This is a genomic window from Helicobacter ailurogastricus, assembly GCF_001282945.1.
Taxonomy (GTDB): domain Bacteria; phylum Campylobacterota; class Campylobacteria; order Campylobacterales; family Helicobacteraceae; genus Helicobacter; species Helicobacter ailurogastricus.
On the sequence record NZ_CDMG01000009.1, the window covers coordinates 17071 to 31876 of the forward strand.

The 14806-nt window shown below is 45.6% G+C and carries 12 protein-coding genes; 10 read left to right on the top strand and 2 right to left on the bottom strand.

The window, feature by feature from the left end:
- Positions 1–290: 290 nt before the first annotated feature.
- The 10 genes from HAL07_RS05365 to HAL07_RS07960 all read left to right on the top strand — a co-directional run bounded on the left by HAL07_RS05365 (position 291) and on the right by HAL07_RS07960 (position 8998).
- Positions 291–557: a hypothetical protein gene (locus tag HAL07_RS05365; RefSeq protein ID WP_053945378.1), complete on the top strand. Its 267-nt coding sequence runs from the start codon at positions 291–293 to the stop codon at positions 555–557.
- A gap of 214 nt (positions 558–771) precedes the next feature.
- Positions 772–912 (top strand): hypothetical protein, encoded by a 141-nt coding sequence (locus HAL07_RS07955; RefSeq protein WP_156295952.1) that lies wholly within the window; start codon positions 772–774, stop codon positions 910–912.
- Positions 913–958: 46 nt separating this feature from the next.
- Positions 959–1192, top strand: a complete 234-nt coding sequence (locus HAL07_RS05370; protein WP_053945389.1) for a hypothetical protein — start codon at positions 959–961, stop codon at positions 1190–1192.
- A 197-nt stretch (positions 1193–1389) separates the two neighbouring features.
- Positions 1390–1584 (top strand): hypothetical protein, encoded by a 195-nt coding sequence (locus tag HAL07_RS08210; RefSeq protein ID WP_233702513.1) that lies wholly within the window; start codon positions 1390–1392, stop codon positions 1582–1584.
- A 467-nt stretch (positions 1585–2051) separates the two neighbouring features.
- Positions 2052–2180, top strand: coding sequence for a hypothetical protein (locus HAL07_RS08305; protein ID WP_274377886.1), 129 nt, complete (start codon positions 2052–2054; stop codon positions 2178–2180).
- A 475-nt stretch (positions 2181–2655) separates the two neighbouring features.
- Positions 2656–4770, top strand: a complete 2115-nt coding sequence (locus HAL07_RS05385) for an AAA family ATPase (RefSeq protein ID WP_238374495.1) — start codon at positions 2656–2658, stop codon at positions 4768–4770.
- Complete coding sequence (locus HAL07_RS05390; protein ID WP_053945391.1) at positions 4767–6416, top strand: coiled-coil domain-containing protein; 1650 nt, start codon at positions 4767–4769, stop codon at positions 6414–6416. The genes HAL07_RS05385 and HAL07_RS05390 overlap by 4 nt, the downstream gene beginning before the upstream one ends.
- Positions 6417–6426: 10 nt before the next feature.
- The gene (locus HAL07_RS05395; RefSeq protein ID WP_053945392.1) at positions 6427–8259 is read left to right on the top strand and encodes an AAA family ATPase; all 1833 of its coding nucleotides are present in this window, start codon (positions 6427–6429) and stop codon (positions 8257–8259) included.
- Positions 8253–8837 carry a 4Fe-4S single cluster domain-containing protein gene (locus tag HAL07_RS05400; RefSeq protein WP_053945393.1) on the top strand — a complete coding sequence of 195 codons (585 nt, stop codon included), beginning with the start codon at positions 8253–8255 and terminating at the stop codon, positions 8835–8837. Before HAL07_RS05395 ends, HAL07_RS05400 begins: the two co-directional genes overlap by 7 nt.
- An 8-nt stretch (positions 8838–8845) precedes the next feature.
- Entirely contained in the window at positions 8846–8998 is a 153-nt protein-coding gene (locus tag HAL07_RS07960; RefSeq protein WP_156295953.1) for a hypothetical protein, read from the top strand.
- A gap of 2 nt (positions 8999–9000) precedes the next feature.
- Here the strand turns inward: HAL07_RS07960 and HAL07_RS08215 are convergent, their stop codons facing one another.
- Positions 9001–11700 carry a molecular chaperone DnaK gene (locus HAL07_RS08215; protein WP_238374496.1) on the bottom strand — a complete coding sequence of 900 codons (2700 nt, stop codon included), beginning with the start codon at positions 11698–11700 and terminating at the stop codon, positions 9001–9003.
- Positions 11701–11726: 26 nt separating this feature from the next.
- Positions 11727–14804, bottom strand: coding sequence for an acetate and sugar kinases/Hsc70/actin family protein (locus HAL07_RS05410; RefSeq protein ID WP_053945394.1), 3078 nt, complete (start codon positions 14802–14804; stop codon positions 11727–11729).
- Positions 14805–14806 lie beyond the last annotated feature (2 nt).

A 14806-nucleotide genomic window follows, 5' to 3' on the forward strand; every position in this document is an offset into this window, starting at 1 on the left:
TTCTTTGGGCGGTGGGTAAATGGCTGGTGTAATCTAGCACTTCTTTAAGGCTAAAGCCCTTGTCTAAAGTGTCTTTCACCTCTGCGCTTCTAATTTGCCTAATGAGTTTATCGGTGTTAAACACCTCTTGAAGCTCTGTTAGCTCGGGGTCTTTGACTAGGGCAAAGTCTAGGCTATCTGTGGGCTTAGGGTGATTTAAAGCTTTTCACACAAGAAGACTACAAGAGCTTAAGAGCCTTAAAAGATGAGGACAGAGATAGATGCCATTAAGAACGAGAACACCCAAAAAGATGAAAAATATCAATGGTTTAAAAGAACGGATTGCTAAACACACTCAAGAGCTTGATAAGATGAAACCCGAGCTTGCTACACTCAAAATCACAAACCAAGAGCTCCAGCAAGAGAATCTAAAGCTCAAGCCCGTGTATCTCACAAAAACACAGATCAGGGCTAGGCGTTTGGCAGAAAGGCAAGAACTCATGGGCAAGGGCTGCCCTAAAGAAGCTTTTAGAGAATTGAGTGCTTTAGATATGAGAAACTCACCCAAGCGCAATTAGATGAGCGCATTTTAGATATTTGGCTTAAGTATGCCCCCAACTATATTACCAGTCTTGAAAACACCAACACTAGCCTAGAACAAGAAACCCAAGCCCTTAAACAGAGTTAAAGTCAGCCAAAGCAGAAACAAAGAGTCAAGCACACATCAAGGCTTTTGAAAGGGAAGCTATAGGCCTTATTAGAAAGTATGTAGCCCCCGTTACAGCTGGTGTAGTGGCGCATATCCAAGCCAGTGGTGAAAAGATTACGGAAATCCATAAACAATGCCAAGAGGAGATGATCCAACAGGCGAGCGTTTGTGTGGTGTTTGGCGAAGAGTTAAAAGCAGGCAAATTCAAAGTTTTTAAAATGTGAAAAAGCTTTTTGGTAAAGGGTCAAAGACCCCATAACCTATGAGTATGTGGAGTGGGGTAAAATCCATTACAGAGAGTTTAACAGACGAGAGCGAGACATTAAAGAAAAGCTAGCCGACACCCTTACAAAGCACAGCCAAGCAGTGCAAGCCATCAACAATCAAGCCTGCACTATGATCTTAGAAGCTGTGGAGAGTGTTAAAGGTGAGATTACCAAGCTTGCCACAGAGTTTAAGAGCAGTGCAGAGTATGGGGCAGAGCTCAATCAGGCTAAAGGATAGATAGACAGCCTAGAAGGAGATAAAGAGCGGTTGCAAGGTAAAGTGAGTGCCTTAGAACAAGAAAAAGAGACTAATAAGCAAGAGGTAGAATAGGCAAAAGCTAATAATGAAGCTTTTAAACAGAGTGGCATTGAGAACACAAGACTTAAAAGTGAGCTACAGACCCGAAAACCACGCTACAGACCACACAAAAGGATTTGGAAACCACAAAGACAGAGCTTAAAAAGATAAAGGCGCAATTAGATGGCATGCAAAGCGATTTTGGAGCTTTGGATGCGCTAGAAAATAACATCCACGCCACAATCGCCCAAATAGGCAAGACTAGCCCAGAAGTGGCAAGAAAACTAGAAGCGATGGCACAAATGACTTTTAGTGGCTTTAGCACACTTTAGCACACTTAAAGAGGATTTACAAAGAGCTTTGGCACAAGTAAAAGCCATCCAAGAGCAACAGCAAAAGGGAGATGGGGTTATCATAAGTCTACAGACCCTCGCGTGATCCAAGTAAGAGAAAATCTTCTTAAAAAAAGTAAGGGGGTATCCCTTGACCATGAGAGTTGTCTCTCCAAGATGACTTTGGGAGTGATGACCCATATTATTGAGCAAGAAAGATGATTTGCGCGTGTTTTAAATGCAGAAAAGATTCAGTTTGAACGCTATGATTCAAGCTATCAACAAAAAGGATTTTCATTAAGGGTAAAAAAAGTTACTTGAGCTGCTATAACAAGGCTGAAGTGGCTCTAAACTTATTTCACACTCTACGCAACCGCTGTTACCACTGGGGAAACATCACAAAAACAAGACAGACAAAAGAGGGGAGACCCTATCCAAGAATAACAACAAAAATCCTAAATATTCCTATGGGGATACACCCAAACAAAATAGAAAATTTTCTGAATGACTTGACGGCAAGCTTTAGCGAAGAATTACTGGAATACGCCAACCACCTTTTAGACAAGCGGCTGGCTGGCGAGGGTCCGACGAATTAGGGGTCATTATGACAAAACACACATAATGGGCTTGCTGAACTGAAAGAAGCCAACGAGGATGAGAGTTTGACAGTCAAACCTACATTAACACCACTAGATTGATGCTATTTTCAAATATCGATTGTTACTGAAAACGATGAGGGGATCAAGACAAAAGCGCAAGGCTAAGATTAAGGCTAAGACTATAGTCAGTCCTGGTGAATGCGAGTCTTAAAACATGCGATGGGCAAAAATTACAAGTCACAGAATAATCTTTTCAACATGAAGTGTTTCTTCTCCGGGATTGGCTCTAGCTCAGCTGGCTTGTAACCCGGACTCGGACGCTCGGTTACGGCTTACTTAAACTACACTTTTTAAATCTTGTTTGGGCTCTGCCCGCCTCCAATTTACCAAGCGGTGCTATAATCTCGCCAGACTGGGGGTTTGGATGCAAAAGCTCTATATCAAGGTTGCGCAAGGGTTTAAGGTTGCTTGTTTGCAAAGCGATATTATCTATTTGCGACAACGATTCCCTAAAATAGACACCGCCTTAAAAATTTACGATGGCGTGCCCAATAAAGAGAGGGCGATGCTGCGAGCCTTGCTTGAGATCTGTTTTCAAGCACGAAGCGCACCAGAGGTTTTATATGGCATCAATGCCACAAGAGAGACCCAACAGAGGGCGTTCATCTATGGCGATCCTAGCCGCTCAAGCGCGTTTTTTAAGGGAGAGAGCCTTGCTTTTGGAGGCTGTGTGGATGGGGGCTTTTTGGTGTTGGATCGGGTGGTGCTTGTGCCTTTTGGGTTGGGGGTGCGTTTTGAGGGGGTGGAGCTTTTGATTGATGCGAGTCAAGCACAAGGGCAAGATTTAGCCAATGCTCTAAAATCTATGGATAGCCCACAAGAGTTTTTAACACAACTGCAAACACACTTTTCTTGGGAAAAATGGGGGGGGTATTTGGGGTCTTGCACCCATAACGCCAGCCACAATGCGCAAAAGAGGGTGTGTGTCTTGCAAAACGCCCACACTTTGCCCGGCTTGCTTGGTGTGCGTCCTTATCCTCTATGGCTTTTAAACCCCAAAGAGGCGCAAGAATTACACCCCGATCACATCTGCCAAAGCGTTTCGCAGAATATGGCAAAAACCCTCATCAAGCGTTTTGCACCTCCCTTGCGTGCCGCCCTTGTAAAGATGATTGCTAGCTTGCAGGTTTGCTTGATCCAAGTGGAGGGCCAGTTACAACACAGCCTAGAGCTCATAGCCACAGTGATCAAACACCACACCAACCAGCAAGATAAAATTTTACTAGCCAGCTCCATAGCCTTTAAAGAGTCCTTAGAAAACAAGCTAACAAGCCCACACACGCCCTTGAGCTTTTGTGATTTGAGCACCCAAGAGTTAGGGAAAGTGATGGCACAATGTGTTGCCTTGCAAGCGGATTTAGATAACTTTGGGAGGCTTTATGCCCAAAGCCAAAGCATGGATATAACTAGCCTACGAGCCCAGCTAGAGGCAAGTTGCCAACAACTAGAAAGCCTCCAAGAGCAAACCAGCAATGCCCCCCAACCACAAACAAATTTGGATAAATTCCTCAGCTTCTTAGAGGGGCAAAAGGGGGATTTTATTTTGCCTAGCGGGCTTTTAGAGCCCATCTACAATGCCCTCAAAGAGGATTTAAACGCCCTTGCTCCCCTTAAATTTAGCCCCCTCTCTTTAGGCATGCCCGCACACGACTTTTCAAGCGCGCTGAAAGCGATTTACCAAGACATTTTGCACTTTGAGCAATGCGATCAAGAGGTGGCAAAGATTGATTTTAGTGCCTTGCAAGAAGGGCGCGCCAAACTCACCCAAGAAATCCAAGAGCTTAAAGCCCAAAAGGACAAAGCCACCGATATAGAGAGCCTAGAGGCGCTCCAAGAACAAATCCGTCACAAAGAACAAGAGCAAAGGGGGGCGTTTGCTTTGGGCAAGTATGCTAAATTCTTTGGCACGGGCAAATTAGAACAGATCAAGCATTTATTAGAAACCCATAGAACAAAAGTGGCGCAATTAAAGGCGCATTTTAGCACCACCCTACGCGCCCAAGCGCAAAATTTTAGACCAGAGCCAAAAACACAGCCCACGGAATGCCAAGTCCTAAAGATACAAATCCAAGATTTAAAAGCCCAAATGGAGCAAATCACCACCCGAAAAGCACAAGTGCAAGCCAGCTTAGAGCAAATCCAAAAAAAATACAGCCTTGAAAATTTGGAGCAAATCCCAAATGCTCTAAACACCCGCCTAGAGGGCTTAAGAGAGGCATTGAACCCAAGCACCCCCACAGACACAAGTTTGTGCTTTATCCCCTTTGGGAGCGATCCTAGTATTTTAGAGATGGCTAGCCCTTTTGATGTGGTGGTGATTTTAGACGAGGGCGGGTTGAATCTCGATCTCTTGCCCTTGATTTTGAATACCAAAAAGACCATTTGGCTCAAAAGCACGCATACCCCTAATTTGGCAGATTTACCAGAAATGCCTAGCCTAGAGTTACAAGAGTCTTTATTTGCAACTTGTTTTGCCAATGCCCCAAGTGGAATCAAGGCACAAATCCATTTAAGGGAATTACCATGAGTCAAGAACATTATGCCCGCATTGAGCTAGAAAGACAACGCGCTAAAGAACGCCAAAAACGCGCCCTTGCTAAGAGGGCACGCGCCCTAGAGATGAGTCTAGCCCATTTGGAGCAAGCCAAACAACACATAGAACGCATACACGCCCAAGGCTTAGATGCCTTTGTCTCCTTGCAAGAGATCAAGGCACAAATGCAAAATGCCCGTCAATTAACCCAAAACACCCGCCTAGAATTGCCACCCCCCGCACAAAAATACGGGGGTTACGATTCGACTTTTGAAGATCATGTGCGTCTTTTAGATGACAACCCCTTTAAAGCCCAAGAATTAAGCCATGCCATCCTCTCCCAGCTCAACAGTCTTGAAAAGCATGCTAAAGGATTGCAAAAGGCACAATTTAGGGCCAATCAAGCCAGCGTTCAAGAGTATTTTTACACCCAAAGGGAGCAAATCCAAGATGATTTGGTGCTGGAGTTTGCCAAAGAGGGTTTACAAAAACTAGAAGCCCAAGTGAAAGCCTTTGATGGGCGGGATTTCAAGGGCTTTTACTCGCAATTACAAACCCAAATGGGCGTGCTTTTGCAAGAAGCGCAAGACAAAGCCTTAAGGCACCGCCAAGAACTCGCCCGCCAAGAGATCAAAAAAGAGAACGCGACCAAGAATGCGCAACAAAATTGCAGGGATTTACAAGGCAACTTGCAAAAAATGCAAGCACAAGGGCTGGATGCCTTTATATCTTTAGAATCTCCTAAGCAAGAGCTAGAAAACTTGCAAGCCCTCATCCAAACAGACCCCCTAAAAGCCCAGCAACAAAGCCTAGAGGCGCTCTACAATTTAGAAAAATTGCAAAGGCAGGCTTTGGATTTGCAAAGGGCACAAGCAGGGGCAAACCAAGAGAAAGCCCAGCAAGATTTTTACGCCCGTTTGCAAGAGATCAAGGACCCGGCAATCATCGCCTACGCTAGAGGAGATTTAGCACTTTTACAGGAGCGTCTAGCCGCCTTTGATGGGCTCAATGCAGACACACAGCACCAAATCCAAGCAGATTTAGAGCAAGTGTTACAAAAAGCGCAAGCGCAAGCGCAAGCCAATAATGCCCAACAAGAGAGCCAAAGGCAGATGTGGCGGCAAGAATTAGAGCACCTTAAAAACGAGGTGGCACAAATAGCAACTAGCCACGAGCAAGCAACGCTTTTAACACAAATCACGCAAACTATGAGCGCGCTAGAGAGCCAAGATTTTAACGCCTTAGAGAGCCAAGTGGCGCAAATTAACGCCCAAGCCGATTCGCTCATTGTGGAGGAAAATGCCCGCAAAGAGGTGGTGATCTCTATTGTCAAAACCCTAAGAGGGCATGAGTTTGAAGTGCAAGCCCCCGTTTTAAAAGAGGGGGCAGTGATCATCAAGGCGGCTCGCCCTTCGGGTAAAAGGGTGCAATGCCGCATTGAGCGCGGTGGGGAGCGTATTTTGTATAAGTTCGACCAATACGAGGGGCTCACTTGCAAGGAGGACATTGCCAAATTTAAAAAAGAATTGGAGGATGTCTATGGCTTTAGGCTGGAGGATAAAAAGATTCTTTGGGAGAATCCCGATCGCATTTCTAAGGGGGCGATTGATTTAAACAACCCCCATAAAAAATCGCTATAAGGAGGTTTGCATGGAGAAAGAAAGCGAATGGTTGCAACAATTCGTGTGCGATGCCAAGCTTAGAGGCGTGGTGATTTTAAGCGGGAATGTAGGCGATCTTTTTAAGAGCAAATTTGATAAACAATACAAAGATCTAGATCGCTTTTTGATTGAGTTGTTGCACCAAGAATTGGGCTTTTCAAGCGTGTGGCTGTGGGATTGTGTGGGAGGGGTGGATTGTGATCTATCCATCTTGCCAGAGGCCAAAGCCGCCCCACAGCCTCAAGCTAAGGATGCCTATGATATTGGCGAGGCCAATACCTCCCAAGAGCGCCCCGAACACAAAAGCCCGGAAGAGTTTTTCTCTGTGATTATGAATGAGCTTGCCAAAAAGTCGGGGCAATGCTTTATCTTAGATTACACAGATTATATCTTTGGCGTGCAAGCCAGCCTTAGCGAAGCAGAACGCCATTGGATCGTTCGGCTCAAAAAAGCCATCCAACGCAACGCCCATTACACCTTAAGCGGTGATCAAGCCATGCAATCTAAAAATTTGGTGATCTTTTTAGCCCGCAAACGCACCGCTTTGCCCTCTTCCTTTTACATCAATGATTGCCACATCAGCAGCCTAGAAATCCCCTTGCCTAGCCGTCCTGAGCGCAAAAGCTTTATTGAAAAATTTGAGGAACTCCCCTTTGAGCCGCCCATCACCCAAGACCCCAGTAAATTAGCCGACTTCATTGACATGCTAGAGGGTTTTATGCTCAAAGAAATTGCCCAAATCTTGCAACTCGCCCATAACAACAAGCATTTAAGCCCTGAAAAGAGCGTGAAATTCTACCGCTACAAACAGAGTCGCAGCCCGTGGGAGGATTTAGACAAGCATAAATTAGACGGCATTCACCAAGCCCTAGAAAAGCGCGTGAAGGGGCAAAGCCATGCCATTAGCAAGGTGGAAAAGGTCATTATCCGTGCCTTTACGGGGTTTTCAGGGGCGGCACACTCGGCCAAGAGTCAAAAGCCCAAGGGAGTTTTATTTTTTGTAGGGCCTACGGGGGTGGGCAAAACCGAACTTGCCAAGTCTTTAGCCGAGTTTTTATTTGGCGATGAGAGCGCATTTCTGCGCTTTGACATGAGCGAGTTTAACCACGAGCAAAGCGATCAACGCCTTGTAGGCGCGCCCCCTGGATATGTGGGGCATGAAGAGGGCGGGCAACTCACCAACGCCATCCGCGCCAAGCCCTTTAGCGTGATTTTGTTTGATGAAATTGAAAAGGCGCATGGGAAGATTTTAGATAAATTCTTGCAGATTTTAGAGGATGGGCGGCTCACGGATGGGCGGGGGGAGACTGCCTCTTTTGGCGAGTCGGTGATCATTTTCACCTCCAACATTGGGGCGGCTGATACAGACATTGATGTCGATGACGATCCTAAAGAAGTGGCACAAAAATTCATACAAGCCGTGCGAGATCATTTTAACAAGACATTGAAGCGGCCCGAATTGCTAAACCGCATTGGCAATAACATTGTCCCCTTCCATTTCATTAAAAACGAGGATTTTTTGATCGCCATCATTCAAAGCAAATTTGAAAAGATTGCCCAACAGGTCGCTGAAAAATACAAAATCAGCCTAGAGTTTAAAACCCAGAAGAGCGCGCAAGAGGGCTTTAGGGCATTGGCAAGGAATGTCAATAAAGAGCAAGGGGGGCGGGGGGTAGTCAATCGCCTAGAAAGCCAAATTGAAAACCATTTGAGTATTTTTATTTTCGATCACTGGGAAGAAATGGAGGGCTGTCAAAAAATCTACATCAAACAGACTAGGCCCGAATTTGACAGCTTTGAATTTGAGTTAGGGCCGTGTTGAATATCGCCAGCGTGCGCTTATGCACGCAAGCAGAAGGCCCGGGAAAACGCATGGCTATTTGGTTGCAAGGCTGTTTAAAGCGTTGCTTTAATTGCTGTAACCCACACATGCAACCCTTGATAAAAAGAGAGTTGCATACAGAAGAGGCATTGATCGCCAAAATCCAAGAGGCGCATGAAAAATATGGCATTTGTGGGATCACGCTTTTAGGCGGGGAGCCCCTTTTACAAGCTAAGGGTTTATTGCCAGTAGTGCGCTGGTGTAAGCAAAAGAATCTATCGGTGTTGCTCTTTAGTGGCTACACTTTGGCACAAATACAAAAACTACCCCTTGAGGGGGCACAAGAATTATTGGACTTTGTGGATGTGCTGGTGGATGGGGAGTATGTGGATTCTTTATACGATGAGAGTCGGGGGATTGTGGGCTCAAGCAATCAAGAAATCCACTTTTTTACAGACACTTATAGCCTCAAAGATTTTAAAAGCCAAGTGCAAGTTGAGGTGTTGGTGGATGAGCAGGGAGTGAAATTTAATGGCTGGGCACTCAGCCCTAAAGACTTAGGCGCATTTAAAGCTTAGGGGATTGTATGCAAGATCAAGAAATTTTAACGCTATTAGAGGCGATTGCACAAGGCAAGATGCGGGGGAGTTATCAAGAGCCAAACTCTACAGAAGAGGGCAAAGAGGGCATAGTCGCGCATGCCAAGCGCATGCTCGCCAAAGAGCGCAAAAAACGCTAACCCTATAATTCTACCTTTTGGATTGGGCTTAAATAATTCTCATCCTCCAAGCCCTCATCAGTAGCCACCACAAACTCAAAGGCACTCGGGCTCACCAAACGGATAAAAATAAAAGCATGGGGGTTGCTTACGCCCGTTTCTAGGGATTTTTTCTTAATGGCCGGGTCGCTTAAGTGGCAATTATAGGGGTTGGTTTGCAAAGTGTAGTAAAGCTCAAATCGGCTTTCACTTGCATCTAAGAATTTGACCCATTCTTGGTAGGCCTGATCTCTTTCTAGCACGATTTCAAATTTTTGTTTGCGCCCCCGCCCCAAGATGTATTTAGAATGTGCTCCGCCTTGCGTGTAATTGTTGATCACTTGGATTTGCCCGCCCTTACGGGTGCGTATCAGCCCAAAAGCGACCCCTGTTTTGCCATTGGGCTTGGCTAAATCACGGCTTTCTAGGGGCGGATAGACTTGGTAGCGGGCTTGGGTGTCTTGGGTGATTTGATTAATCTTTGCTTCAAAGAGTTCTCGCACAAGACGCGATTTGCTCGCATTGCCTGCCAAGAAAATATGGAAAGTGTTGATGTCTCTTGCCTCTTGCACGCGCTCAAAATACGCATCTGTGGCGCGCCAAAACTCGCTAAAGAATAAATCTACCCCCCTTTGGATGCGCTCTTTGAAAAGATTTTGCACTTCTTGGGTGCTAAAATCCAAATCCACGCCGGCGATGTTTTGCCCACCGCTATCAAAGAGATTTAAAGACAACACCCCCTCATCTTCAAATTCTCTACCCTCCCAAAGGGGGCGGAGTTTCTCCATGAGGGTTTTAGTGTTGGTGTGGGCTTCTGCCGAGTCGTTTAACAAGGTTTCAATGCCTAAAGTGCCTTGCCCCTCGGCGGGTTTTTTAAAGGGGATTTGCCTAGACAACAATAAAGCGTGGTTGCGCTTGAAAATTTCAAAGCTGGCTAATTCTAATAAATGCTCCCCGCCTAAAAAGCGATCCCCTGCCCCGCCAAAATGCTCCAATTCATAATCATAGCGGCTAGATTCTGGCGTGCCCTGCAAAACCCCAAAGTCAAAATCCGTTGTCCCGCCCCCAAAGTCAAAGACCCCATAATACACCCGCTCGTTTTCGCTCGGATCAAAATTATAATTTTCTAAAGCGATGATCGCATAAGCCGCCGGCTCGCTTGCCCCTTCTTCAACTTTAAGTTGTTCTACCACCTTTTGAGAATGCAAAGTATTGGGCAAGGATTTAGCCAAGCCTCTTTTAAAACTCTCTAAGATCATGTTACGCACCGCTGGCTCGTAGGTTACCGGGAAGGATAAGAGATAATTTAAAAACACCCCATGGTGTTGGTTGTTGATGTATAGACCCAAATAGTAGGCATAAAGCTCGATGGGGTTTAAATCCCCCTCTTTGATCGCTAAACTCTCCTTGATCTCAAAATGTGCCCCTTGTTTGTCTAAAATTTGTAATTTTCTCTGCTTGTCCCCCGCCCATTGCTTTAACCCGCTCAAATAGGCGTTATAATCGCTTGAGGGGCTACCTAAAAAGGCGCTATAAGCGGCGTGGGAGACTTGCACTTGATCCCATTTTGTGGGGGGTCTGCCTCTTTGGGATTTATAGGCTTGTAAAAAGCTGGCTAAATCGTTAAAGCTTAAAATAGTGGGGTTTTCATAGTGGTTTTTCTCAATCTCTTGGGTTAAATCCCCTAACCCTACGCGCATGGGCACGCTTTGGTTTTCCTCTTGGCACACCACGACACTACTAGTCGTGCCAAAATCAATCCCCACTAGCCCCTCTTTGATGTCTGCTTTGGGGTTTCTAGCAATCAAGGGTTTTTCAAAACGCACAAAAGTTGCCCTAGATACGCTCAAGCTCTCTGCTAAATCCCACAGCTCCCAAGAGCCCCGATTAGCATCGCTTAAGATTTTAGAGTCATAGGGGGTGATGTCGGCACGCACTCTGTCAGCTTGGAGTAGGGCATTAATGTAATCTTGTGCCCACTCTTGGGGCATAGTCAAGCCCTGCACGCTTTTAATGCTCTTTTTAGAGTCAAGGCGTATTTTGACAAATAAATACACGAGCCACACCACAGACATAAATAAAATGATTTGCAAAGCAAAGAGGATTAAAGACCCAAAAATCGCCCAAAGCACGCCCAAGACCATGATGCCTGCTAAAATGCTTGTCAAAAGCAAGGACACATGCGACAAGTAGCGTGAGGCTTGGGTGTTTTTGTCCAAAATGTCTTGCCACGCATTTTGATACACTGCCCTCACTTTATCCCTAAAGGGAGCATTGTTATTGGTTGTTAAAAACACAAAAATAGAATAGCCCATCCACAAGAAAGCACAGTAAGAGAGAAAATATAACCCCTCACTTGTGGCTGATACAGCGATGGCAAACACTAAAACCCCTACAACCCACGCAATCAAGCGATTCTTAAGCCAAAAAAAGCGTTCCTCTTTAAAAACTCTTGTGAAAAATGGACTGCCCCATCTTTGAATCAGCCGATACCAAAGCACTCCCTCAGCCCAGCACAAGCCAAAGACAATCCCAAAGCACACCAAACCCAAACAAAAATCCCACACAAATTCCAAGAAAGATTTCAGCATGCCCGGGGCAATTTTCTCTGTAACCCACACCACAACCCCCAGCACGGCGAGCAACACCACAGACCCCCGCATTTTTGCAACCCATGCCATCATTTTTAGCCCCCTTTATCTGTTGATTTTCATAACTCCACTTTTTGCACGCTGCTTAAATAATTCTCATTCTCCAAACCCTCATCAGCGGCGACCACAAACTCAAAGGCACTGGGCGCAACTAAACGGATAAAAATAAAAGCATGGGGGTTGCTCACGCCCGTTTCTAGGGATTTTTTCTTAATGGCGTGATCCTCAAGGCTTAAATGATTATTGGCCGCGCTGGCTTGCGTGGTGTAATACACCTCAAATTGGCTCTCAGAGGCATCTAAGAATTTCACCCATTTATTGTAAGGGTGATCGCGATCAATGAGTGTATAAAACTTGCGCTTTTTGGATCGCCCTAGATAGTATTTAAAGCGGATATTCTCCTCCACATTGGAGTCAATGACTTGAATTGCCCCGCCCTTGCGGGCTTGCACCAAACCAAAGGCGACCCCGGTTTTGCCATTGGGTTTAGCAAAATCGGCACTCTCTAAAGGGGCGTAGAGTTTGTAGCTAATGGGGGTTTGGGCTTGGTTGGCATCTTGCTCGGTAATTTGGGCGATCTTTGCTTCAAAGAGTTCTTTGACGAGGGGCGATTTGCTCGAATTGCCCGCTAAGAAAATATGAAAGGTGTTAATGCCCCGCCCCTCCTCTAACATGCCTTTCTTTTCAAAAAAGCGCGCGGTTGCCCTAAAAAACTCGCTAAAAAAATTATCCACCCCTCTTTTAATGCGCTCTTTAAAAAGCTCTTGCGCTTCTTGCACGCTAAAATCCAAGCGCACGCCCACGATCTCTTGCCCGTGGCTATCAAAGAGATTTAAGGCTAGTTCGCCCTCATCGTTAAACTCTCTGCCCTCCCAAAGTGGACGCAATTTTTCCACTAGGTTTTTGGTGTTGCTACGGGCTTCTTGGCTTTGGCTAAGGAGCACCTCGCTACCGGCAAAAAACTGCCCCTCAGCTGCCCTTGTGAAAGGGATTTGCTGCTTTAACAATAAATTTTGGTTGCGCTTGAAAATTTCAAAGCTGGCTAGCTCTAGCAAATTCTCTCCGCCCAAATAGCGATCCCCGCCCGCTCCAAAATGCTCCAAGACATAATCATAACGGCTATGCTCGGGTGCCTCCATGAATAGCCCAAAGTCAAAATCTGTCGTCCCGCCCCCAAAGTCAAAAACCCCATAATACACCTGCTCCTCATCGCTAGGCTCAAAGCCATAGCCCTCTAAAGCGCTGATCGCATAGGCGGCCGGCTCGCTTGCCCCCTTTTCAACCTTGAGGCGATCTAGCACCCCTTGAGCATGCAAAGCATTAGGCAGGGATTTAGCAATGCCCTTTTTAAAACTCTCTAAGATCATCTCACGCACCTCTAGCTCGTAGGTTACCGGGAAGGACAAGAGGTAATTTAAAAAAATCCCATTGTATTGGTTGTTGATGTAAAGCCCTAGATAGTAGGCGTAAAGCTCGATGGGGTTTAAATCCCCCTCGCTCAAATCCAAGCTCCCCTTTAGCTCAAAATGCGCCCCCTGTCTGTCTAAGATTTGCATTTTTCTAGACTTATCCCCCGCCCATGCCTTGAGCGCGCTGAAAAAGGAATTGTAATGGTGGGAGGGGCTGTTGTGCATGTCATTCTTGGCTTCGTGGGCGATTTTCACGCTCTCCCATTTGGTTTTGGGGCGTCCTTTTTGGGCGTTGTAGGCTTGTAAAAAGGCGGTCAAATCGTTAAAGGCGATGATGGTGGGGTTTTCGTATTGGATTTTTTCGATCTCTTGGGTTAAATCCCCTAGCCCGATGCGCAAGGGATAAATTTGCGCGCTCTCCTCTTGGCACACCACAACGCTACTTGTGGTCCCAAAGTCAATCCCCACAATCCCCTCTTTAATGTCGGCTTTGGGGTTGCGCGCCATAACCGGGCTGGCAAAAGCGACTAGCTCGCCCTCGCCTGTGCCTTGATCCTCCCAAAGCTCCCATAGCCCCCGATTGGCATCGCTTAAGATTTTAGGGTCGTAGGGCTTGAGATTGGCGCGGATTTTATCGGCTTGCAAGAGTTCTTCAAAGCAATCCTCCCTAGCGCTTAGGGCTTTGGGGTCTTTAAGGGTGTATTTTTGTGCTTGGGGGTCGTAGCTAAAGGCTTGCAACACGGCATGATCGGGGCTTGATTTTAGAGAGTCTAGGATTTGGATTTTCGCACTTTGCAAGGCTTCTTGGTAGGTTTGTTTGATGACTTTATCAAGGAGCGGTAATTCTGCACCTTCGTCGTGTAGCTCTATGACATCAGCGAGTATCACTAGGTCGTCTAGGTCTTGTGGAGAATGTAGCTCTTGATAGGTTTCTAAGATTTTTGCTAAAAAATCCTTTTGTTCTTGGGTGGCAAGCTCTCTAAAAGTGTAACGCTGCAAATAGTATTGTATGTCTGATGTGTAGTTATTGCGCACATCGTTTCTCAATACATTTAGCCAATTTTGCCCCTCTAAACATTTAATGCCAATTTGGGTTTTTGGGGTGTTATAAAAGCGTTGGAATATCTTTTTTAAGGATTCAGAGGCGGGAACAAGGTCTAAAAACCATCGGGTGTAGTTTGGGTTGTAATCGCGCAACCAACTATCATTATCTCCGGAGCGGTAGTAATAATTGTTATCCCTCAAATAATTTTCACAAGAACTATCTAAGATATCTAGGTTATTGCGCCAAATGCGGATACCATTTGTAATTTTTTGTTGTTGTTGGTCTCTTAGGACGGGCAATTTAGGATAAAGACTTTTAAAAGCACTTTCCACTTGCTCTTGGCTAAATTTGGTGTCGTGGTAGGCATCGCCGGCTAAATGGGCGCATAGAACATGTAGTGGGCTTGGGATATAGCCATAATAGCCATTTTTGTTATTAAAATACACAAACCCAAAAAGCTTTTGTTGGGGCAAGTAAAAGCTTGTTTTATTGAGCGCGATCACCTCTGTTTTTGTGGCGTGTTCTTTAAAAAGCTCAAAGCATGCCACAATGTGCTTGGTGAAGGACTGTTTGGGATTCTCTAAATTTTCATTTTTGATAAACTCTTGCCAGCTTGCTCCCATTTGCGTTTCTAAGGCTTCTTTAGAAAGGTAAATCCCCTCGATGGTTTTGATATGTTCCATAT

What these genes read in the sequence shown, in the direction of transcription:
- HAL07_RS08305 (WP_274377886.1), top strand. Translation starts at nt 2,052, where the DNA reads ATGGGGATACACCCAAACAAAATAGAAAATTTTCTGAATGACTTGACG.
- HAL07_RS05365 (WP_053945378.1), top strand. Translation starts at nt 291, where the DNA reads ATGAAAAATATCAATGGTTTAAAAGAACGGATTGCTAAACACACTCAA.
- HAL07_RS05395 (WP_053945392.1), top strand. Translation starts at nt 6,427, where the DNA reads ATGGAGAAAGAAAGCGAATGGTTGCAACAATTCGTGTGCGATGCCAAG.
- HAL07_RS05390 (WP_053945391.1), top strand. Translation starts at nt 4,767, where the DNA reads ATGAGTCAAGAACATTATGCCCGCATTGAGCTAGAAAGACAACGCGCT.
- HAL07_RS05410 (WP_053945394.1), bottom strand. Translation starts at nt 14,804, where the DNA reads ATGGAACATATCAAAACCATCGAGGGGATTTACCTTTCTAAAGAAGCC.
- HAL07_RS07960 (WP_156295953.1), top strand. Translation starts at nt 8,846, where the DNA reads ATGCAAGATCAAGAAATTTTAACGCTATTAGAGGCGATTGCACAAGGC.
- HAL07_RS08215 (WP_238374496.1), bottom strand. Translation starts at nt 11,700, where the DNA reads ATGATGGCATGGGTTGCAAAAATGCGGGGGTCTGTGGTGTTGCTCGCC.